Below are 19,283 nucleotides of genomic sequence, written 5' to 3'. Positions count from 1 at the left end.
ATCAGGCCGCGATCGGCAGATCGGGTGGATCGAGAGCGAGGAGACTTTCCAAGGTCACCGGTGTGCGGCTGGCCCGGCGCGTTCGCGGTCCCCGGCTTGGCCGCGCGGGATCATTGAACCGGTGGCCTAGCCGCGCCGCATGCTTGCCGATCACCGCTGGATCGCGGCCGAGCGCCTGCGCGACATCGACCATCGAGACGCCATGGAGCCAGGCGTTTCGGATAGCCCGGTCTTCATCACTGCCGAACGGGCGCATAAACCCGTGGACGAGGCCCAGATGGTTTGCGCGGTAGAGCACGGCACGAAGCCCACGTCCCAGTGTCTCGGCGATTTCGCGCGTCGGGATTTTGCCATAATCGGCGCGAAGACGCGCTTCCTCCTGTGCAGTCCAGACCGGCCCCTGTCGAAATCCATCGCGGCGGACATGCGTACCGCGAAGCTTCAGGGCTTCGGCACGCCACCGGATGGAATGGGAAGAACGGCCGAGCCTTTTGCGCAGCGGCGTCAGACTGGCGCCTGTCGTATAGGCGTGGCGGAGGAGATCATCCTCTTCGGCGATCCACGCACGTCCCCAGCCTCGCCCATAGCCGAGCTTGCGAAGGTGCTGGCCCAGGCTACGGCTGTTGCGCTCGGGAAAGCCTTCTTCAACCAGCATTTGGGCAATGGCCATATAGCGCGCGCCTGTGGCGGCGAGTGCGAGGGCGCGTGCTGTCTCGGTATCGCTCCAGTCGTCCGGCTGGCAGGCATGACGCAGGCCCAGCATCGATGCGCGCGAGATGACGCCGCTTAGCGGTCGTCCGATGAGGCCGGAAATCTGCGCGACGGGAACGCCGCGCGTATAGCCGGCCCGGATCTGCACGTCCTCCCATGCACTATAGGGCTGGGCGGCTGGTTCGCTGAGACCAAGAAGTTTCGCCCGGGCGTAGATCGCACTGACGCCGCGTGCCAGACGGGCCGCCAGTGTTGCGGTTGGTTCATTGCTGTAGCAGCACGCCAGTTCCTCGTCTTCCCAATCGCACCAATTGCGCCTCGAATTTCGGCGGAGCCCCAAGTCATGGATTCGCGTCGCCACGGCGGTTCGAGAGCGGCCAAGAAGCCCGGCGATCTCGTCGAGCCCATGGTCCTGGACGAAGGCCGCCTTCAATTGCTGGGTTTCGCCGGGAAGCCATGCATCGGCACGAAAGGCGATTTCGGCCAGCGGCGTGGTCTCGCGTGCCTCGGCTTCCGGTACGAAGGCGGCCAGTTCGACGATATCGGCGTCGAGATCACAATGTGTACGGGTCATGGCGCGTACTCAGGCCAAACCGACGACGGGCGTATCGACGACCCGCAGTCTCAGCCGCGCAGAGAGCCGTGCAATGCGTGTGTCGCCGCGCGGCATGGTGTCCGATGCGCCGATCGCGGCGAGTAGATCAAGGCCGGCGGCGACATCGTTTGCCGGCAGCGCGAGATGACGGGAAAGATCGTCCGCCGTGGTGGCATTGGGTGCGATATTGCCAAGCGCCGCGACGATGCGGGCCGCATAAGGCGCTGCCGGATCGAGCAGGAAGGCATCGAGCGCGCGTACACCGCGCAAGGCCACCTGTCCTGGCTTTGCCGGCGACATTTCACGCAGGGCTTCAAGGTCGAGCAAGCTGCGGCTCTGGGCAGGATCGAGATCGGCGGCCGCCACAAGATCGGGCGTACGACCGATATGCGGCGTGATCGTCGGATCTATCTTGGCGAGGACGGGAGCTGGCGTCAGCGCCGGACCGAAGGCAAAGAATTCGCCGGGCGGGAGCTGGCGAAGCAATGCGGCCTGATCGCTGCCGAAGCCTAACAGGTCAGCGGCACGCGCGACGTCGCGGTCGAAGATGTTGAGGCCGATCAGGTGATTGTGGAGTTCGGAGACTACCGAGCTTGCGAGCTTGGCGAGACGCTGCGTGGCGATGATCGTACCGATCCCGCGTTTGCGGCCCCGGGCGCACATATCGGTCAGTGTTGCGACGCCAAGCCGGCGGGTCTCTGCGTCGCGTGCCGATGCTGCCATGTGCGGTGCCAGTAGGTGCGCTTCGTCGATGCACACCAGCACGGTATTGGCCCAATGATCGCGTGGAGCCGACAGGAGGCCGGCAAAGAAGGAGGCGGCTTTTTCGATGCGGTGATCGGGTTCGAGATCGCTCAGGTCGAGATGGAGCGCGATACGATGCTGGCGGCTGCGCAGCGCCAGCGCGGTAAGGCCGTCATTGGCATAGTCGCGCGCGGCCACTGTGGTGGCTCCGATATGGTGGGCGAGATTGGCGAATTCGCCTTCCGGATCGACGATGATGGTGGTGAGGTAGTCGAAGGCCTCCTCGATGATCCGGCGCAGGGTCTGGCTCTTGCCCGCCCCGGACGATCCCTGGATGAGGCAGCGCCCCGACATCAGCCTGCCGAGATTGAGTTCAAGAGGTCCGGTAGAGCCGTGTCCGAGGGGAACCTTGACGTCGCGGACGAAGGCGTGGGCGGCGATGGTCATCAGGCGCACTCCTTTGTACGGCCGCGCGGGACGGCGGCCCGAAATGTTGGCGAAGGGAGAAATTGGTAGGAGGTGATGGGATGCGCGGGCGCCCGGATCGCGCGCCCTATGGAGCATCGCAATCAGCTATTGGCGCGCAATCGATCGGCATCGTGGGCGCGGATTGCTGTCCGCGAAACGCGCAAGCCGCTCATGTTCGGCGATGCGCCTTGGGATCAGGCAGGCATCTCCTTGAGAGAGGCCAGCGGTACCTCGGCCAATGATGTGTCGGCTTCGCAGAGATTGCAGAAGGCGGCGTCGAACATCGATCCGAGTGCCCATTGTTGGGCATTTTCGTCCCACTGTGCCCAGGCATCGCGCATGACGTCGTCGCTTCCGCAAATTCTGCATCGCATTGCGATGGATGGGTTCGGGCGTTCGATTGAAGGGTTTCGGTGCAATCGACGCAGCGTGTCTGCGTATAGCTGGCGGGCTAGCTGAAACATGGGAACAACTCCTTGTGGAAGGGACAATCTCAATCCTGCGCCCCTTCCCTCCCGCTCCTCTTTCATGTGCTGCAGCGCGCAATCGATGATATGCAGCGCAAGACGGCTGCGGCGGCAAGCTCAGGCGGCTTTCATGGTCGGACAGCCAGTAGCTCGCGAAGGCATCGTCATGGCCCCCGGGCGAAGGTCTCTCACCAGTCATGAACCGGCAGTTCGTCCGCTCTTTCGCCGTCGCAGTCGAACAGCAGGAACTGGAAGGCACGATCCCGTCCGAAATCGATGAGCCGCAACAGATCTTCGGGGAGTTGCCCACGCCGATCATCGTCAAGGGGCCGTGCGGGGACGAACCAGCCATATGTCGAGGCGGCGATATCGATCGGGCGATCGGTCGGAGGCCAGGTTGCCCATTTGTCGAGGAGATTGGCGGTATGGACTGTCAGGTGCGCGGTCGAGAGGACGCAATAGCGACCTTCCTCGAGCGATGGCTCGGGTTCGTCCGTGGGCAACAGCGGGAACGTGACTTGCGCCCTGTCCTTGACCAGGCTGTCGGAGGAATGCTGCTCGAAATAGGCCCTGATGACCTCTTCGTCGTCGAGCGAGAGCGGATCGCGGTCATCGCGAATTTCTTGCCACCAGATCCGGCACCATGCGGCGAGCTCGGCATCGAGCGTGGCTTCGTCAATCGCCGCGTGGATATTGGCGCCATGCCGATGCAGGATCGTGGCGGCATGGAGGTCGGTCGCCCCCCGTGGGCGAGAGCCGCGGTCACCCGGTACCGGAATTGCCGGGTCGCCAGGTTGCGGGATGGAATTGCATGGGGTCTTGGCAATTCCGGAAATCCCGTGGCGGATAATCGGGTTGCGGGGATCGGACCAGTCGATGGTATCGCAAATCCATTGCGGGACGAAGTCCCAGTCGAAAGACGAAAGGTCCGTATCGTTCGCGTTGCGCCAAGCGGTTTCGACCGCAGAGGTCCAACCCACCACGATGAGCCGCAGCGTGGCGGTGCCGAGTTCATTGCAGGATTTGCGGATCGTCATGGCCCGCGTGATCGCGTCCGGATCGGTGACGGGCATGTCGCGCAGATGCAGCACCGCCTCCCACAGGCAGGCGGCGGTCTCGAGATCGATATGCGTGTAACTGGTCATGAGCGGATCTCCCACCTCAGGCTGCGCAGCGTCCGTGGGTTTCGCGCAGGTCGAGATCTTCGGGTCTGAAGTCATCGATGCGCGACGTGAGCCAATCGAAACTGCCGTTGATGTCGATGATGGTGCCCTGGTGGACGACGCTTCCCGGATCGTGCTCCACCAGCAGCATGGGAGGCGTCAGATAGGCGACCATCTCGGGAAAGTTCGATCGCAGGAGGATCGCTTCGAGCCGTCGCGCGACGAGTCCGAGCCTCGCGGCCAGTCCGCAAGGGACAGCAAGATGTCGCTCGACCCAGCGATCGGGCGCGATCACGTCCGCAATCCGTGCGCATGGGATGCGGCGCTGCGATGTTGCAACGTGGAGAACAGGGACACGATGTCGGCGCGCGGGATCGAGGTCGTCGAGGCGAACAAGTGTACGATAGGAATAATAGGGCACCGATCCTGAAAGGCGTGCACGGCTGGTGAATATCTCCATGGGGAAGCTTCCTTCGGTAGAGGAAGGGCGCTGCCGTCCGGGCAGGCCCTCGCACACGCCTCCTCCCTCCCCTTCATGGTTTGGCGATGCGCGGCTCGCGGATCGAGAAAGAAGCCGGGACGGCCGACAGTCGGCATAGCCGGTACAGAGCTGCTACGCGGCGAAACGGCCATGCTGATTGTCGTAGATGGGGGCGTCGCCAGGCCGCCATATACCGGGAAGCCATATCCGGCCGTTATAGCTGATCCGTGCGACCACCTTTCCCGCCAGCATTAGGTGCGCTTCGGGAAACCGGCTGGCGCCCTCGTCGCTCAATTCGCGACGCTGGCAATAGAGCCGCGACGCTTCGGCCCATCCTCGAGCGTCTATATCGGGAAATCCGGACTGTCGCAGGACCATCGAGAGCCTGTCGCGGCTTCCTCTCCTGTGAACGACCCGGGATATGTGACCGCTATAGACGGCGACGGCCGACCAGTAGCTCGCCATGACGGCCTTGTGACCATGCCAGCTTCGGTCGGCTCGCTGGCGGGCGTCATGCTGAAGGTCCCGAAGCAGAAAGGCGAGGATCGCACGGGCGTCGGGTTCCAGAGCCGCGATAATGCGGGCGGCGGGCAGCGCCAGCACCGGGTTGCGGACCTCAGCCCGGTTTGACCGGGGTTCCGCTTGGTGGATCGCCAGTGCATCGATGCTCGTCCTGACAGGCAGGAGGGTACTGTCCTTCATTGTGACCTCATCAAGATGCTATGGGACCAGGGATTCGGGGCGCGCCTTATCGATCTCGTTCGCGGGCGGTGGGGTATCGTTTGATCCGGGTTGCGGGATTGCTGCGGCGAAACGGCGCAGCATGGCCGTCATTTCCTTGCGCAGATGGGCCTTGTTGGAGATGATCGCCTCGGGCAGCAGCGGCTCCCCCTGCGGGGTCATGAAGCCCGTAGCGAGAACGCCGTCGGCCAGTTGCACGATTATCCGATGACGGCGAGGCCCCTCAGGTCCTGCATAGCGCGTCACGAATTCACCAAGCCGTCCGGACAGGCCCTTTGCCATCTTGGACCAGCGGATATGGCCGCTCGCTATCGTTTCGCCGGCATCGAAACCGCGCTCGAGCCAGACGCGGAATTGCGCACGTTGTTGGATGGCGGAATTGCGTGTTCGTTCCATGGTCCGGCAAAGCGGGAGAATATTGGCGTGCCGGTCGATCCAGGTGAGATCTTCACCATGCGCGACGATGAGAAGATCATCGTGCTCGCTCCCTGCGAGCAATGCGCGCAATTGATCCGCCGGTTGCTTGATTTCCGGGTTGGGAGCCGCATTCCATGCTTGGAAGCCGTGCCCGGCCGCGGCTATGATTATTCTCAGCTCACGGTGCCCTGGGTGGGACTGTAGCATGTCAAGCATAGCGGCGCCGTTCTCCAAGGCCGTACCGATGATGAGCATGCGTCTGGACCATCGTACGGGGCGCGGTGTGTCGGTCGGTATCGGCCAACTGCTAGGAAGCGGTCTTGCAAGCTGCGGACGGGCGGGTGCTGTCGGCAAGATCTCCTCGCGTGCGGCGGCGGCGTAAGAGCGTCTGGCCACGTCGAACAGGTCATCGAAACGGCCGCCACCATCGCGAAACCCCTGGGCGTAGGCAGGCGTGGTTTGACCCGGCGGAGCAGAGAAATCGCGCGGCTGCCAGCCTGCTTCAGCTGCATAGCGCGCTTGCGCATAGCGGACCGAAGTATCCCAGTCATAGCCATGATGGGCCTGACCATGGAGGATCGCGAGGTCAAAGGGCTCGGCTGCGTTATTCGCGACTCGCCTCTCGATGCTGGCAAAGTTTGCCCGCTGTCTCTCGCGTTCGGCCTCTTCGCGGATCGCGTCGTTGAATGGTCGCAGTGCTGCGACCCTGGCGCGGCTACGAGCCATGCGGGCAGCGAGCGGCACATCGGAGGGCAGGTCTGGAAGGTCGGTCCATACCGCTGCCAGCAGCGCTGCATGTTCGGGGCGGCGGCCATGGGCGATCCAACAGGTGGCATCTGCCGGATCGAATGGGGTAGAATTGGCGGTCATGCCGTACGATCCGGCATCGATGCGGCAGCGAATGCGTCAGGCGTTTGCTGCAGACGGCAAAGGTGAATGTGCCTGGACTGGTTGTATGGGATGAGCATGGGGCGATCTCCATGGGATCACCTGTACCCTCCCCCTCCGCCTTCCTACTCGCGACTATTGCGAACCAGATCGGCCGTGTATGACCCATGCATTCCATCGCATGGTCGTGTGCCGGCCTGGAATCAGGTGGCTCGAAGCCAGTTCACCAGTTTCAGACCCTCAACGCGTTCGAATTCGCGGATGTTGTCCGTAACGAGGGTCGCGCCGATTGCGAGAGCGTGGGCGGCAATCAACATGTCGTTAGCGCCGATCGGCGTACCGCGGCGCTCAAGCTCCGTCCGCAGACGTCCATAGCATGCATCGGCATCGTGCTTGAGCGGCAGCACCGGAATGAGGGACAGTAAATCCTCGATTCTGCTTTGCAGGCCCGGCGATCCGCGCTTTTCTCCGCCATAGCGCAATTCGCCGGCAACGATGATGCTGGTCGCAACCGCATCTTCTCCGACCTTGGCGATAGCGTGAGCCACCATGCCATCGGGCTGCCGGATCAGGTCCGACAGGATGTTGGTATCGAGCAGGAACATAGGTCAGATATCGACCGGCTCGGCAGGACGGTCCTCGATCGGACCGATGTCCTCATCGAGCGGTTCCCATGTCTTGAGGACGGCAAGAAGCGAGCGCGGCCGGGCGGGCTCGATGATAAGGCGCGATCCCTCCTTGCGGATAATGGCATCCTCTCCCGGAAGTTCGAACTCACGGGGAATGCGAACGGCCTGACTACGACCATTCTTGAACAGTTTGACGTGGCGCTCGAGGTTCATGGCGACTCCTTGGCATATGACATAGCCTATGCAAGCCCGGATTGCGAGGTAATCGCTTCTTCGGCCTTTTTAACTGATATGCCGCCCGAGAAGGTAAACGGGATGGCGACAGTCTGACCGCTGACAAGATTGATGAAGGCACCGGCGTGTCCGATCGAACCGCGCCCGAGAAGATCGAACAGAAGGGCGAGCGCGTGACTGGCCAGAACGCGGTTGATGAACAATGATTGGCGGTCGAGCGCTTCGGCGACCGAGCAGGACGGGGCGTCGTCTTCGGCCAGGCTCTCGTCAGCGAGTTCCGGAAAGGCTTCGAGCACGGTCGCAAGACGGTGCTGATCGTCAGCGGCCGTGCGCCGCGGGCAACCGATCAGATATTGGCCGTCACTGGCGCGATTGCCGAGGTCCATCCAGTAGGTGGGCGTGGCGCGGCCATTTTCGAGCGCCGCGCCCAGTGCGCGCCGGGCCGAGGCGGTATCGACACAGGTGATGAGGAGGTCGGTGTCGTCGAGGCGGATGGCGCCTGGGGCGCGGCCGTGAACGGCCTTCCAGGCAAGCCCGTGCGCGAGGTTGATCCGTTCGGTCAGGGTGCGCGCCTTTGAATTGCCAAGGTCGCACCGATAGAATGGCTGGCGGCCAAGGTTCGCCTCGGTAACGATATCGTCGTCGACCACGGTGACGTCGAGCGAGCGCGACGAAATGGCGCGCAGCGCCGTATCGAGCGAGGCAAGGCCCATCAGCATCTGCGCGCCGTTTCCGCCGCAGCCGACCAGCAGGATCCTGATCGCGCTATTGTCGAAGGTCGCAGGCAGATAGTGGCGGCTGCGGAGGTCAGGTTGCATGTCGATCTCCTGCGAAGGGGCTTTGCGGTAAGGCAAGGAACATGCCGCCTGCGCACAGGCGCGCCGCCATTGACGGGCCGTCTGGATGCCCGAACCGGCCAAAGACCAGGGATATCTTGGTGGCGTGGGCGTCGTCGCTGTCGTCGGTGGCGCTGAAAAATGCGGGACCCGCGCCATGGCTATGGATGTCACAGATGACATGCCAGTCGGGCTGCAGGATCGGAGGGCGGTAGACGAGACGCGTGGGCGTGGCCTGGTCGATGTCGGGGAAATGCACCGCGAATGCCCTGGTCGTCTCATTCCAGAGAATGAAGGCGCCTTGCTCGTTGGGTAGGCTGGCCCGGAAATTGTCGAGTATCTCCTCGATATGGCCGCGAGGTATGAGACCACAGCGCAAGTCGGCTCTGGGCGTGCCGATGCTGCCATAGGGAAGATAAGCGGAGATGGGCGGCGTGACGGGCACGTCGAGCGCAAGCCATGGTCGGCGCAGGATGAGCATCATGCCGTCCGCGCCGATGGCAAGGCCATGACCGGCACGGGCAGCGCGAAGCGCCTCGATGGCAGGTGATGTGCCGTGCGGCGGGACCGGGAAACAGGGCATGGCGGCCAGGACGGCAGCGGCTGTCAGATCGTCGGCGAGCATCGTCATGACCTCGAGCTCATCGCGATGAGGCTCGCCACCGTGATCGTGTCGGCTGCGCCGGTTCCCATCGGGCGTCCTCGCTGCGCGCGAGCGGCGGCGCCGAACGGTTTGAGCCGCTTCACAGGAAATCGGGTAGCCTGGCGGGCAGCGAGACTGTCCCAGAGCCTGACGAGCCCGCCCTTGCCGGTGACGGTTCGTTCCTGGCCGGGATTGGGGTGGGTCGACCAGGAGTCGAATACCGCGCTTTCATATTGCGGGATCGAGGCGATGGAGAGCAGCCTGGGTTTGGGGATGTCGCCCCAGCAAAGGCGACCGTTGACGAAGACATTGAGGATCGGCGAGTGGAGCAGCGGGGTAGCGGCAGTCGGGCGCTCACTCGCGCCAAGGGCATAGACGCCAAGGCCGGACCGCGTGGCGATGAACAGATGTGCGGGATAGGGAACCTGCACGACCGTCCTGGCGGACAGAAGCCGCAGACCCGCAGGAGGGTTCGACAGTGCGAAATACGCCCCGCGCACTTGTGCCGGCCGCCACCATGCGAGCATATCGGGATGAGCGACCAGAATATTGTCCGGCAGGAATTCGGGCTTGGCGGTTCGCCCCAGAGCCTCGCTCCATTGGCGCAGATGCGCTCGGGTCAGAGAGGTGCCCGCGGCGATCACGGGCTGGCCATCGTCGCCCTGCTCGATCCCATGGATACTGGCGAACGCGGGTGCTGCGTGGTGCCGGCTATCATGGTAGTGGGCGCCCCGCGCCGTCGCCGTGCGGTAAAGCAGGATGGCGTTGGTGAGCACCAGCCCCGCGCCCGTCGCTTCGAAGAGAGTGCTATGGTCAGGCATTGCGTCCTCACAGACTATCGGGGTCGAGCAAGATGAGATCCTGGACCGCGGCAAGAAATTGCGCGCCGAGCCGCAGCGAAGCGAACCAGTCATCGATGCAGGTCGCATCGGGCAGCGGACAGATGCCGGCAAAGTCCATGAAACCCATTTCCATGCCGTGGCGGCCGATATCGTCGAGCTCTCGCGCGAATTGCTCCATCGGCACGAGTGTCAGCGGCAGCGATATCGAGCATTCCTCGATGCCGGGGACATATTCATAGAGAATGTCTCTATCGAGCTGCCATGCACGGCGTTCCGGATCGAAGCTGCGCAGAGCCTTGTGCGCCGTGCGGACCCTGTTCAGGGCCTTGCGCAAGAGGGGCGGAAGCGCCCGGGGCCGTGCCCCGTTGGTGCCGATCATCCAGGCCGGTCGCCGTGCATCGATCGCGGACGGCAGCATGGAATCATCGATCTCTTCATCGTCGGCGCCGTGATAATAAATGAGGGCCTGGCGCGCGCCTTCGTCGTCGGTTTCGCCGTCCCAGTAGTACATTGCCATCTCGTCGATGAGATAGGCATAGTCGAACACCGGGAGAGCCAGGATGAGCGTTTGCTCGAGCAGCCGGTATGCGCTGGCCCGCCAGGGAATGGGAGCATCGCTGGTCTCGATCCATCCCAGGTCCAGTTGCCCCAGGCTCTCGCAAATGATCGCGATGGCCGGCGGGCCGCATTCCTCGCCGTGCAGGACGGCGATGCGCAGATCGGCAAGTTCAACGCTGTCGAGGATTTCGTGGACGGCCGCATCGAAGACCCGTTCGATATGCTGGCGTGCCTGCGGCCGGGTAAAATGCCTCGAGAGCCCTTGCTGAAGTGCGACCCAGCGGCCGATCAGCTTGTGATGCGGCGCCAGCGGCGCGTCGAAGAGGACCGGTACATCGCAGGATATCGCAACGGATCGGCCGGCAAGCTCAACCGAGCGGGGCGAGATGCAGGCCGGCAGGGGGCTGGAGCGGTCCAGGGCTCGCTTCACTGTCCGCCTGGGCGTCGAGGTGAAGCCGCGCGTGGAGCGCCTGGGCTTGCCTGCTGCAGGCAGGTCGGTTGAGGCCGGTTTGGTCGCCATCGTCTGTCTCGATCCAGTCGAGGAGGGTTTTGCGCGGAGCGGCGGGGATGGCCGCGCTTTTCGAGCGAGGCATTTTCAGCCCTTGGTTCCGACTGCGCGGCGATACTCGATGATATGGGCTGCGCCCGATATGCCGGCATCGATCGCTTGCGCGTTCAGGATCGCGGGATAGAGCGTCGCATGATAGGCGCGCAGGCCCGCCGCGTCTTCGGCCAGATGCGGCGGAACCGGAAGATCGATACCCTCGTACCGGTAGGTTTGCGTGAGATGCTGGATCTGCATGGGATCATCCCTTCTGGGTTGCAGGCAAGTTTTCTGGGGCAGGATAGCGAGCCAGCTCCTTACCAGAGGCTGGTGGGTTCATCGGCGTTGGCGTCCTGCGGCGGGCTGGTGGGTGCCGGTGTCTTTGTGACCCTGCCCGGAGCTTTGGCGGCGGGTACCCTGGCTTTTGCTGCCTCGGCGGCAGCGGTCCTTGCCGCTTCGGCCACCTCGCGCTGCTCGGCGAGCTGGTCGGCCAGGGTTTTGCGCGCGGCAACGAGTTCGCCAAGGGAACCGCCCTCTCCCCGGGCAAGTTCGGCATCGATCTCTGCCGCGCTCGCCGTGATCGAGATCGGACGGGCCTCACCGCTTTCCAGATTATGGGCCGCGCCATCGGGCTTGCGGGGAATCACGGCCAGGGTGACGGTATCGTCGGGGCCGGCAACGAGGTCGAAACCCAGCGAATAGCGCCTGAGCAGCGGAAGCAGGCAGGTGATCAGCATCGCGATTGGTCCTTTGCTGTGAGGATGGGAAAAGGCCGCTTCAGGCAGCCATTTGGGGGATTGAAGCTTGTGCCTCGCGAGCAGCAGCGGTCGGTGGCGGGCCATATTGGCCATCGAGTGTCATGGCGCCCGGAAGGCGCCCGGCCCAGGCGAAGCCGAGCGCGTTCAGCATGCCGGCTACGAGGTCGTTCTTCTTCGAACCCAGCAGCCTGGCGAACGCCTTTTCGCCCATATGCGGCACCAGGCCACATTCGCGGGCGATGAAGCTGAGTTCGTCCTTGGAGAAGTGTTCGAGGAACCCCTTGTCGACGTGCCAGGTGGCGCGCAGATCGACGTCGAAGGCCTGTGCAAGGTCCGCGACATGGTCGAAACTGGCCACATCCTTGGCGTAGGCAGCCCCGATCGCGGACAATATGGTCATCGCCTGAGCATCCGGGAGTTCGCGGATCGCGATGATCTTCGCGCTGAAGTCGAGCTCGGGGAAGGACGTGCCAACCAGCAACCCGGCGCGCGCCTTCAGGGTTTCGGCCTTGATCTCGCAAAGCGTGCCGGTCATCGCCGCGACCAGGATCGCAATATGAGCGTTCGCGCTATTGGCGGCCAGCGCTCGGGCAAGCGCGGTGCGCCACGCAGCCTCGCGCACTTCCCTTGTGCGGTTGGCGATGGATCTGGCGATATCAGTGGTTTTTTGTGCCTGGGTCTTCGCGCCGGAACCACGGATCGGGGCGATGCCTGCGGGTGGGCGATTGCCGGTCGGTTTGGTCGCTGCGCCGTCATCGAGCGAGAGATGGCTGGATCGAGGCGTGGAGCCGTCGATCGCGTCATCATGCTCGTCATCATCACCGACATCGTCGGGATCATCGGCATCCTCTCCATGATCGTCGTCGGGCGCCCCCGTGGCCCTCGCTACCTTCGCCGCGCATTCCTCCACCTCGAAGCGGATCATCTCGGCGGTCTGGGACTTGAGTTCGAAGCAACCGGCGTTGGTGCAGTGTCCTTCGTCGATATGGGTTTCGAACAGAGCCCGCTGCGCCGCCGAGTTGAACGGACAGGTGGTGCATTCTTTCTTGTCGAAGCACGCATCGGCGAGGCTTTGCGTGACCCGCATCAGCAGATCGCGCGTTTTCCCGACGTCGAGGCCGGAGGCAATTATCGTCTCCAGCGCCTTCTCCTGCTTGTCGGCAGGGACGGCTGCGAGCAGTTCGGCATGCCCGACCTTGATCCGGCGTTCGTCGAGCGCGAGCTTGACCGGTTCGCAGAGGCCGGCGAGCGCCAGTCGGCGATCGAGTTTGGTTTTCGACCAACCGAGCCGGCGGGCCGCTTCGGCGCGGTCGTCCCGGCAGGCGGCGAGGACACGCACGGCGGCGTCCGCCTGCTCGGTTTCCGAGGCATCGTCGCGCACGTCGTTTTCATCGATCGCGGCTTCCAGGGCCTCCTGATCGGTCATCTCGCGGATAACGACGGGTATCTCCCCGTCAGGTCCGAAAGCTTCCAGGGCGGCCCTGTAGCGCCGGCCGCCGGCGACGATGAGATAGCGGTCGTCGGCGTCCCTTGCCGGACGAACCAATATGGGCTGGAGCATGCCGCGCAGGCGCAGCGAGGCGACGAGTTCGCCATGCTTCCTGCTGTCGAAATAGCGTCGGGGATTATAGCCCGCCAGGATGCGCGAGAGCGGCAGCGTGGTGGGCGGTGTTGATGGTGCTGAGATCAAGGCGGAGATCCCTGTGTGATGGAGCCGGGCGCGGGTCATGGGTCAGACCGAACGGACGGTGGCGGACCGGCTGAGGTCGGGGATGCGCGGATTGTCGTAGACGCTGTTTATCGACATCTGCAGCGCCTGCTGCTCGGCGCTGAACCAGGTCGATGCGCGAAGCGTGTAGCTCTGCGTCGCATACTGTTCACCCCCGCTGAAGAAGGCGATGTCCACGGTGAAGTCGTGCAGGGAAGCGTGGGATTGGGCGCGCATGGCCTTATCCTTTCATGAGCGATCGTCCGCCTCGTTCGGTGAACGGGACGGAAAACAAGGGATTGCGGTGGTGCTGCTACGGCGCGTTCAGGCCAGGCAGGTCAGAGGGCTTGGGCGAGCAGCTTCTTCGCCTTGACCTCGAGTTCGAGGCGGCTGTCCTGGTGCGGCTTGCCGCGGGCGACAGCGGTAATGCCCTGGACGAAATCGTAGAGGCTTTCGGGCGGATGCCCCTCCTCGGCCAGCACCGTCTGGATGATCTTCGTGGTCTCGGCCTTTGAGAAGCCACGCTTGCGCAGGAAGGTCTCGCGGTCCTCGTCCTTGCGCGCGACGATCCGCTCGCGCGCCGCCTTGATGCCGGTGATGAAATGCTGCGGCGAGGATTCCGCGAAGTGCTCGAGCGCGGGCGCTGCCTGGTGCGCGAAGCGGGCGGCTGCGAATTTCGAGTGGCGGATGTTCACTTCCTCGAAATTCTCGACGCCCCACAGGCACCGATTGGCGCACACGCCGCGCAAGTAGAAGGTCGCGATCCCCAGCGTCTTGGAGCCGACCTCACTGTTCCACGCATAGAAGCCGCGAAAGTAGAGATCGGGATCGCCATTGGGCAATTTGCCGGCCTCGATCGGATGCGTGTCATCGACCAGGAACACGAAGACATCCCTGTCCGACGCATAGAGCGTGGTCGTATCCTTCGTGATATCCACGAAGGGATTGTAGGTCATGGAGCCCCACTGGATCGTGCCCGGGACTTTCCAGCGGGTGTCGCCCACCCCATCGCCTGCGAATGCCATGATCGCCTGAACCAGCTCGTGGTCGAAGATCCTGCCATACTCGGCCCCGGTAGCCGCGCGCAGTTCGCTGCGGCCATCCTGCGTCTGGAGGAGTTTGACCTGTTCGCCGCGATGGGTGAGCAGGCCGTGCTGGAGATTGATACCGGCGAGCGCGGCCGGAAGCTGGCGCAGATAGGAAGCCGGCGCGCCAACCAGGCTGGAGACCTGGCCGAACGACCAGTTCGTCGGGGCTATGGGGCACTCGTCACCTGGGGCGATGAGCATGAGACGTTCGGGATTGTCGCTTTTCGCCTCGACGCGGATCGCCCGGCTCTCGACGATGCGCGTCGTGGACCGTTCGGCGCGGCGGCGTACCATGTCGTGCAGGCTGGAGAGCGAGAGGAATTTCTCGTCGTCGGGACGCGAGAACCATTCGGATGACACGCGGCTGCTCATCTGGCCGCGCGACACATCGATACGATAGCGAGCATTGACGCGGGGGCTGTCGTGCATGGGGGCAAGGGTCGCCATGGGAACCGTCTCCTTGGGATGAAGATCGACGGGCGCTCCACGCCCCCGTCACATTCCCGTTCCCCCCTTTCCTTTCCTGCCGCCTCGCGATCATCGCTTCGCAACGCCCTGCTTTCGCGCTAGGATGGCGACCGCGTTCCAAGTCCTCCTTCTGGCTGATCAATCGATTGCCAGGAGCCATTGCCGTGACGACATTGAGGATATTGGCCGAGCTTGGACGGCTGATGGTCTCTGCCTCGTTGGGAACGAGGCAAAGCCTGATGCGGGCGGGTGCGCTCGAGGCCATGGTGATCATCATGGGCGTTGCTGGCCCTTATGCCCTCAAGCTGCTGATCGACGCGCTGGATGGCCGGGCTGGCAATGCCCTTCATCTCTCCTTCTATGTCGTGGCGTTCGTAGGCTGCTGGGCAGGCGCCTCCATTGTCGAGACCGCCCGGCTCGCCTGCACTGCGGACATGGTCGAGGCGCTGACGCGGCGCTTCACGATCGATGCGCTTGGCTCGACCTTGCCGGCCATTACCGCGGCGCGGGACAGCAAGGGTGGCCGGGTGCCCGGCATGCTGGAACGGTTGCCCTTTAGCCTGACATTGGTTGTCGAAGGCCTGCTCTGGCGAATGGCGCCGGTGGTCCTGCAGGCGGTCGCCAGCCTGGCGGTGGTCGCCGGGCTCATTCCCCCGCGCTATGTGCTGATTCTCGCGGCCACGCTCGGTGGCTTCATCGTGGCGACCTGGATCGGGGCGGTTTGGCATCGGATCCATGCCGACGCTACCAATGCGGCCGCGTCGGGCGTCTCTGGCACGATCGGCGATCTTGTGCGCAACGCTCGCCGTGTGGTGCTGAACGGCGCTCTCGATCGGGAACTGCTTGATGCGCAATCCATCTTGTCGGTGAAGCGCGGCGCCGCGCAGCGCATGTATCGCTCGCTCACCGTCATGGCCGTGCTGCAGTTCGGCATCGTCGGCCTGGGTCTCACGGTGCTGCTGCTGTTCGCCGGTCTCGACGTTGCGCAGGGCAGGATGACAACGGGTGATTTCATCCTGTTGCAAACCTACGCGTTCCGGCTGACGGTTCCGCTCAGTTCGCTGGGCTATATTCTCGCACAGGCCGGCGTCGCGATCGCCAATATTCGGGATGTTATGGGGTTGCGCCAGGTTGCGGTCGACGACGAAGGCCTGCCGCCAACCCCAGTCGGCAGCGCAGAGGTGAGGCTCCGGGCGGCCAGCTTTTTCTATGGCGAGGGCATGCCAGGGATCTCGGATATCTCTGTGCGTATCGGCCCCGGCCGCTTCGTGGCAATCGTCGGCCCCAATGGTTCGGGCAAATCGAGGCTTGCGCAAATCATGGCCGGCGTACTCACCCCCATATCGGGCAAGGTCGAGGTTGCAGGCGTCGATATCGCGACGATTCCATGGCGCGAGCGGCATCGGTACGTCCTCTATGCTCCGCAATTCATCGGCCTGTTCAATCGATCGTTGCGAGACAATGTCCTTTATCCTCCCACGACCCGGCAGGCGGACGATGTCGAGGCGCTGCTGAGGCGCTGGCGCTTCCATGAGTCCGGGAGACCGCTCGATCTGGACCTGGAATTGGGCGAACAGGGAGAGCGTCTGTCGGGAGGCCAGATCCAGAAGCTGGAACTTGCCCGGCTCGCGGGTGTGCAGGTGCCGATACTGATCCTCGATGAAAGCACCTCTGCGCTCGATCCGCGCAGCGAGGCGGCTGCAATCGCGACATTACGACGCCGTACCGACGATGCGACAACGCTCATCATGATCACGCATCGTCTGGAGACAGCGCAGGCAGCCGATCAGGTGCTGTTCATGCGAGGCGGCCGTTTGGCCGCTAGCGGACTCCATGAAGAACTGATGGATCGGGACGCCTCGTACCGGGAGCTCTGGGACATGGTGGCCCCTTCAGCGCAGTCGACCACCGTGCTCGACGGTCTCGGGTCACCCCTCGATGGAGCCGGACAGGAGTAGCACAGCCGTGTCAATGATCGGTTGACACGGAGCGCCGTGTCGCCTATCTGTTGACACATGGAAATCGAGAGCATCAGACATAAGGCGCTCCGCAAACTGGTCGAAAAGGGAAGCGTGAAAGGTCTGATCGAGGCTGAGCGTATCATCGATATGATCGCGTTCATCGCTTCGGCATCTGGCCTCGATGAACTGGTTGTACCGCCGAACTTCGGCTTCCATCCGCTTACCGGGGACCGCAAAGGCACTTATGCCATGACGGTGACAAAGAACTGGCGGCTGACATTCACCATGGCCGATGAGAACAGTATCGCTGATCTTGATCTGGAGGATTATCACTGATGGCTATCAAGATTCATCCCTCGATCCATGTGCACCCGGGCCCCTGGCTCAAGCGGCAGATCGTTGATCCGCACGGCGTCAACGTGAAGGAGCTGGCCCGGCATTTCAGTGTCTCGCGCCAGAATCTGAGCAATGTGCTGAACGGGCACACCGGGTTGACGGCCGATATGGCCATCCGCTTCGAGAAGGCTTTTGGCCTCAAGGCGGAAACTCTGATGCGGATGCAGGGCGCCTATGATCTTGCCCAGGCACGCGGGCATGAGGACGAAATCAAGGTTACAGCGCTCGCCACGGCGGCTTGATCCAGCGGACATCGGATAGGAGTTCAACACGGCAAATGAGCCATCTGCCCTTAGCAGCGCTGCGTGAGGACGTCAGAAGAGGCTGAGTTGACGCGGCATCGCAAACGGGGCGTTCGGGCGCGCTGCATCGTTTTCTCGAACGGCTTTGGATTGAACCGGTGTCACGGGCGGGATCGTCTCGATCGCTGTCCTGCGGCTGGGCTGTGAAGCGAGCCGCGCCGTCCATCCGCCCAGGATATGCGCAGGCGTGAACCATTGTTCCTGGATTTCGCCCGACAGGGAATTGCCGACGATCAGGCGGGCCGGGACGTGGAGCAGGGACAATTGCGCATAGGCCATGTGAATGGCGCGCGGGTCGATATCGATCGCGGTGACGTGGAGGTGGCGCTGATAATTGATGCCCTGCGTCCGCAGCGCATCGGCGAGCGCGACGACCATGGTTCCCGAGCCGCAGGCCGGTTCCATTGCCGTGAGATATCCGCGTTCCTCGATGGTGGCCCGCATCGTTGCCGGATCGCCGAGAAGCATGTCGGCCATGGCTCGGCTGAGGGGATAGGGCGTGAAGAACTGCCCCCTCGCCTTGTTGTGCAGTTCGAGATCGTGGAACAGGGCGCCCAATACATCGCCGAGTTCGCTTTCCAGGGCCATGACAAGTTCGCCCATGATCCGGGGAAAGGTCGCGACAATGTCCGCGCCGTATTTTGCGACGATTTCGAGATAGCGGGTCTCGCGCCTTTCGCGTTGGCGCAGGTCCACGCTGTTGGCGATAGCGATCGCGATAGCCTCCATGCAGTGTCCGAAGACTGTGTAGAGGTCATGGCGCGGCTGGCAGCGTTTCAGCAGGCTCGACATCGCCTTGCGATGAGGTTCATGCATGGCGCAGGGCACCGAAAAAGCCCAAGGCTTTTGGATCCCTGGTGAGGAAGGTCACGGTTCAGGCAGCCTTTTGCCGTTGCCACTCGTACAGCAGATGGGCATCCGGGTCATCGTCCGAGCCGATGGATATGCGCACCAGCTTGCCGTCGCAGGCGAAGGCGGACGCTCTCGGGAAAGCGAGATAAGAACGTCCTTCCAGGATGAGGTCGCCCGAACGAACCTGTGTAATCAGGCGTGTCGTCCCCAATGATCGGTGACCGGTGGGTGCATCGAGCAGCTTCAGACTGTCGCCGGGCTTCACGCGCTTCTTGAACGCGGCAAGCGACAGGCTCGGTTCGACGGGGTTCCTGGACCCAAGCCTTTTGGCGAGCGCCGACCAGTAGGCCCGACCGATGCGCGCCTCGCAGAAGAAGGAGCAGCTATGAAAGTCCTGCAGCAGGTTCGACCGCGTATAACCGAAGCGTTCCATCTGATCGCGCACCTTGGTCAGGAACGCATTCTGGTCATCGCGCGCGGTCAGATCACCGGGCGCATCGAGGATCTCCGCGAGGATCTTGCGGCCGCCGGCGAACTTCTGGGTTGTGACGGCGAAACGCGTTTCTACAAACTGGTCGGTGAGATGCCGGGCTATACGGGAGGCGAGGGAGGCGAGGTCTTCGCCAGCGCGGTAGAGATCGCCCTGATAATGGAAATTGCCGCGTGCGACGTGAAGTCGCTTAAGTAATTGTTTGAAAGGAGTTATCTCATGAATCAAACCTGATGTTCCGTCATCAGTAGCCTACCGGCACATGCGGGACTGGTAACGGTTCGGTGTGAAGCTGCCGG

23 protein-coding genes are annotated in these 19,283 nt (G+C 63.3%); 3 read left to right on the top strand and 20 right to left on the bottom strand.

Annotated elements, in window-relative coordinates:
* Position 1: 1 nt before the first annotated feature.
* From EWH12_RS11030 to EWH12_RS10940, 18 genes are all read right to left on the bottom strand, one after another.
* A complete protein-coding gene (locus EWH12_RS11030) occupies positions 2–1,285 on the bottom strand; it encodes a hypothetical protein (protein WP_129926590.1) in 1,284 nt (427 codons plus the stop codon).
* A gap of 9 nt (positions 1,286–1,294) precedes the next feature.
* A complete protein-coding gene (locus EWH12_RS11025; protein ID WP_129926589.1) occupies positions 1,295–2,497 on the bottom strand; it encodes an ATP-binding protein in 1,203 nt (400 codons plus the stop codon).
* 215 nt (positions 2,498–2,712) lie between these two features.
* The gene (locus EWH12_RS11020; RefSeq protein WP_129926588.1) at positions 2,713–2,982 is read right to left on the bottom strand and encodes a hypothetical protein; all 270 of its coding nucleotides are present in this window, start codon (positions 2,980–2,982) and stop codon (positions 2,713–2,715) included.
* A gap of 191 nt (positions 2,983–3,173) precedes the next feature.
* On the bottom strand, positions 3,174–4,205 hold the full coding sequence (locus EWH12_RS11015) for a DUF5983 family protein (protein ID WP_242496021.1): 1,032 nt from the start codon (positions 4,203–4,205) through the stop codon (positions 3,174–3,176).
* Positions 4,147–4,608, bottom strand: a complete 462-nt coding sequence (locus EWH12_RS11010) for a hypothetical protein (protein WP_129926587.1) — start codon at positions 4,606–4,608, stop codon at positions 4,147–4,149. Before EWH12_RS11010 ends, EWH12_RS11015 begins: the two co-directional genes overlap by 59 nt.
* 153 nt (positions 4,609–4,761) lie before the next feature.
* Positions 4,762–5,331, bottom strand: coding sequence for a hypothetical protein (locus EWH12_RS11005; protein ID WP_242496020.1), 570 nt, complete (start codon positions 5,329–5,331; stop codon positions 4,762–4,764).
* A gap of 18 nt (positions 5,332–5,349) precedes the next feature.
* Positions 5,350–6,657 (bottom strand): hypothetical protein, encoded by a 1,308-nt coding sequence (locus EWH12_RS11000; protein WP_207212388.1) that lies wholly within the window; start codon positions 6,655–6,657, stop codon positions 5,350–5,352.
* Positions 6,658–6,878: 221 nt separating this feature from the next.
* Positions 6,879–7,280 carry a type II toxin-antitoxin system VapC family toxin gene (locus EWH12_RS10995; protein ID WP_129926586.1) on the bottom strand — a complete coding sequence of 134 codons (402 nt, stop codon included), beginning with the start codon at positions 7,278–7,280 and terminating at the stop codon, positions 6,879–6,881.
* A 3-nt stretch (positions 7,281–7,283) separates the two neighbouring features.
* Entirely contained in the window at positions 7,284–7,517 is a 234-nt protein-coding gene (locus EWH12_RS10990; RefSeq protein ID WP_129926585.1) for an antitoxin, read from the bottom strand.
* A 26-nt stretch (positions 7,518–7,543) separates the two neighbouring features.
* The gene (locus EWH12_RS10985) at positions 7,544–8,356 is read right to left on the bottom strand and encodes a PRTRC system ThiF family protein (RefSeq protein ID WP_129926584.1); all 813 of its coding nucleotides are present in this window, start codon (positions 8,354–8,356) and stop codon (positions 7,544–7,546) included.
* Entirely contained in the window at positions 8,346–9,005 is a 660-nt protein-coding gene (locus EWH12_RS10980) for a PRTRC system protein A (protein WP_165363610.1), read from the bottom strand. Before EWH12_RS10980 ends, EWH12_RS10985 begins: the two co-directional genes overlap by 11 nt.
* Positions 9,002–9,838 carry a PRTRC system protein B gene (locus EWH12_RS10975; protein WP_129926583.1) on the bottom strand — a complete coding sequence of 279 codons (837 nt, stop codon included), beginning with the start codon at positions 9,836–9,838 and terminating at the stop codon, positions 9,002–9,004. Before EWH12_RS10975 ends, EWH12_RS10980 begins: the two co-directional genes overlap by 4 nt.
* A 7-nt stretch (positions 9,839–9,845) precedes the next feature.
* Positions 9,846–10,937, bottom strand: a complete 1,092-nt coding sequence (locus EWH12_RS10970) for a hypothetical protein (protein ID WP_165363609.1) — start codon at positions 10,935–10,937, stop codon at positions 9,846–9,848.
* A gap of 75 nt (positions 10,938–11,012) precedes the next feature.
* Positions 11,013–11,219 carry a PRTRC system protein C gene (locus tag EWH12_RS10960; RefSeq protein WP_129926581.1) on the bottom strand — a complete coding sequence of 69 codons (207 nt, stop codon included), beginning with the start codon at positions 11,217–11,219 and terminating at the stop codon, positions 11,013–11,015.
* Between the two features lie 59 nt (positions 11,220–11,278).
* A complete protein-coding gene (locus EWH12_RS10955; protein WP_129926580.1) occupies positions 11,279–11,698 on the bottom strand; it encodes a PRTRC system protein E in 420 nt (139 codons plus the stop codon).
* 40 nt (positions 11,699–11,738) lie between these two features.
* On the bottom strand, positions 11,739–13,448 hold the full coding sequence (locus EWH12_RS10950) for a PRTRC system ParB family protein (RefSeq protein WP_129926579.1): 1,710 nt from the start codon (positions 13,446–13,448) through the stop codon (positions 11,739–11,741).
* Between the two features lie 3 nt (positions 13,449–13,451).
* Complete coding sequence (locus EWH12_RS10945; RefSeq protein WP_129926578.1) at positions 13,452–13,664, bottom strand: hypothetical protein; 213 nt, start codon at positions 13,662–13,664, stop codon at positions 13,452–13,454.
* Between the two features lie 101 nt (positions 13,665–13,765).
* Complete coding sequence (locus tag EWH12_RS10940) at positions 13,766–14,962, bottom strand: DUF932 domain-containing protein (RefSeq protein ID WP_129926577.1); 1,197 nt, start codon at positions 14,960–14,962, stop codon at positions 13,766–13,768.
* 185 nt (positions 14,963–15,147) lie between these two features.
* Here EWH12_RS10940 and EWH12_RS10935 point away from each other — a divergent pair, with 185 nt between their 5' ends.
* Genes EWH12_RS10935 through EWH12_RS10925 form a run of 3 tightly spaced genes read left to right on the top strand, consistent with a single transcriptional unit; the run spans position 15,148 to position 17,582 of the window.
* Positions 15,148–16,941, top strand: coding sequence for an ATP-binding cassette domain-containing protein (locus EWH12_RS10935; RefSeq protein WP_129926576.1), 1,794 nt, complete (start codon positions 15,148–15,150; stop codon positions 16,939–16,941).
* 57 nt (positions 16,942–16,998) lie between these two features.
* Positions 16,999–17,280, top strand: a complete 282-nt coding sequence (locus tag EWH12_RS10930; RefSeq protein ID WP_129926575.1) for a type II toxin-antitoxin system RelE/ParE family toxin — start codon at positions 16,999–17,001, stop codon at positions 17,278–17,280.
* Complete coding sequence (locus EWH12_RS10925; RefSeq protein WP_129926574.1) at positions 17,280–17,582, top strand: HigA family addiction module antitoxin; 303 nt, start codon at positions 17,280–17,282, stop codon at positions 17,580–17,582. The genes EWH12_RS10930 and EWH12_RS10925 overlap by 1 nt, the downstream gene beginning before the upstream one ends.
* A 72-nt stretch (positions 17,583–17,654) precedes the next feature.
* Here EWH12_RS10925 and EWH12_RS10920 read toward each other — a convergent pair whose 3' ends face one another.
* Both EWH12_RS10920 and EWH12_RS10915 read right to left on the bottom strand, forming a co-directional pair.
* The gene (locus EWH12_RS10920; protein WP_242496019.1) at positions 17,655–18,458 is read right to left on the bottom strand and encodes an N-6 DNA methylase; all 804 of its coding nucleotides are present in this window, start codon (positions 18,456–18,458) and stop codon (positions 17,655–17,657) included.
* Between the two features lie 58 nt (positions 18,459–18,516).
* Positions 18,517–19,212 (bottom strand): hypothetical protein, encoded by a 696-nt coding sequence (locus EWH12_RS10915; protein ID WP_129926573.1) that lies wholly within the window; start codon positions 19,210–19,212, stop codon positions 18,517–18,519.
* Between the last annotated feature and the right edge of the window lie 71 nt (positions 19,213–19,283).

The organism is Sphingobium cupriresistens (assembly GCF_004152865.1).
GTDB lineage: Bacteria > Pseudomonadota > Alphaproteobacteria > Sphingomonadales > Sphingomonadaceae > Sphingobium > Sphingobium cupriresistens.
Note: the sequence above shows the minus strand (reverse complement) of the source record. Positions and strands in the feature narration are given on the sequence as shown.

Coding starts and splice junctions, on each gene's coding strand:
- EWH12_RS10995 (WP_129926586.1), bottom strand. CDS start 7,280: ATGTTCCTGCTCGATACCAACATCCTGTCGGACCTGATCCGGCAGCCC.
- EWH12_RS10920 (WP_242496019.1), bottom strand. CDS start 18,458: ATGCATGAACCTCATCGCAAGGCGATGTCGAGCCTGCTGAAACGCTGC.
- EWH12_RS11015 (WP_242496021.1), bottom strand. CDS start 4,205: ATGACTTCAGACCCGAAGATCTCGACCTGCGCGAAACCCACGGACGCT.
- EWH12_RS10975 (WP_129926583.1), bottom strand. CDS start 9,838: ATGCCTGACCATAGCACTCTCTTCGAAGCGACGGGCGCGGGGCTGGTG.
- EWH12_RS11025 (WP_129926589.1), bottom strand. CDS start 2,497: ATGACCATCGCCGCCCACGCCTTCGTCCGCGACGTCAAGGTTCCCCTC.
- EWH12_RS11020 (WP_129926588.1), bottom strand. CDS start 2,982: ATGTTTCAGCTAGCCCGCCAGCTATACGCAGACACGCTGCGTCGATTG.
- EWH12_RS10955 (WP_129926580.1), bottom strand. CDS start 11,698: ATGCTGATCACCTGCCTGCTTCCGCTGCTCAGGCGCTATTCGCTGGGT.
- EWH12_RS10930 (WP_129926575.1), top strand. CDS start 16,999: ATGGAAATCGAGAGCATCAGACATAAGGCGCTCCGCAAACTGGTCGAA.
- EWH12_RS11030 (WP_129926590.1), bottom strand. CDS start 1,285: ATGACCCGTACACATTGTGATCTCGACGCCGATATCGTCGAACTGGCC.
- EWH12_RS11010 (WP_129926587.1), bottom strand. CDS start 4,608: ATGGAGATATTCACCAGCCGTGCACGCCTTTCAGGATCGGTGCCCTAT.
- EWH12_RS10940 (WP_129926577.1), bottom strand. CDS start 14,962: ATGGCGACCCTTGCCCCCATGCACGACAGCCCCCGCGTCAATGCTCGC.
- EWH12_RS11005 (WP_242496020.1), bottom strand. CDS start 5,331: ATGAAGGACAGTACCCTCCTGCCTGTCAGGACGAGCATCGATGCACTG.
- EWH12_RS10970 (WP_165363609.1), bottom strand. CDS start 10,937: ATGGCGACCAAACCGGCCTCAACCGACCTGCCTGCAGCAGGCAAGCCC.
- EWH12_RS10950 (WP_129926579.1), bottom strand. CDS start 13,448: ATGACCCGCGCCCGGCTCCATCACACAGGGATCTCCGCCTTGATCTCA.
- EWH12_RS11000 (WP_207212388.1), bottom strand. CDS start 6,657: ATGACCGCCAATTCTACCCCATTCGATCCGGCAGATGCCACCTGTTGG.
- EWH12_RS10990 (WP_129926585.1), bottom strand. CDS start 7,517: ATGAACCTCGAGCGCCACGTCAAACTGTTCAAGAATGGTCGTAGTCAG.
- EWH12_RS10985 (WP_129926584.1), bottom strand. CDS start 8,356: ATGCAACCTGACCTCCGCAGCCGCCACTATCTGCCTGCGACCTTCGAC.
- EWH12_RS10960 (WP_129926581.1), bottom strand. CDS start 11,219: ATGCAGATCCAGCATCTCACGCAAACCTACCGGTACGAGGGTATCGAT.
- EWH12_RS10925 (WP_129926574.1), top strand. CDS start 17,280: ATGGCTATCAAGATTCATCCCTCGATCCATGTGCACCCGGGCCCCTGG.
- EWH12_RS10980 (WP_165363610.1), bottom strand. CDS start 9,005: ATGACGATGCTCGCCGACGATCTGACAGCCGCTGCCGTCCTGGCCGCC.
- EWH12_RS10945 (WP_129926578.1), bottom strand. CDS start 13,664: ATGCGCGCCCAATCCCACGCTTCCCTGCACGACTTCACCGTGGACATC.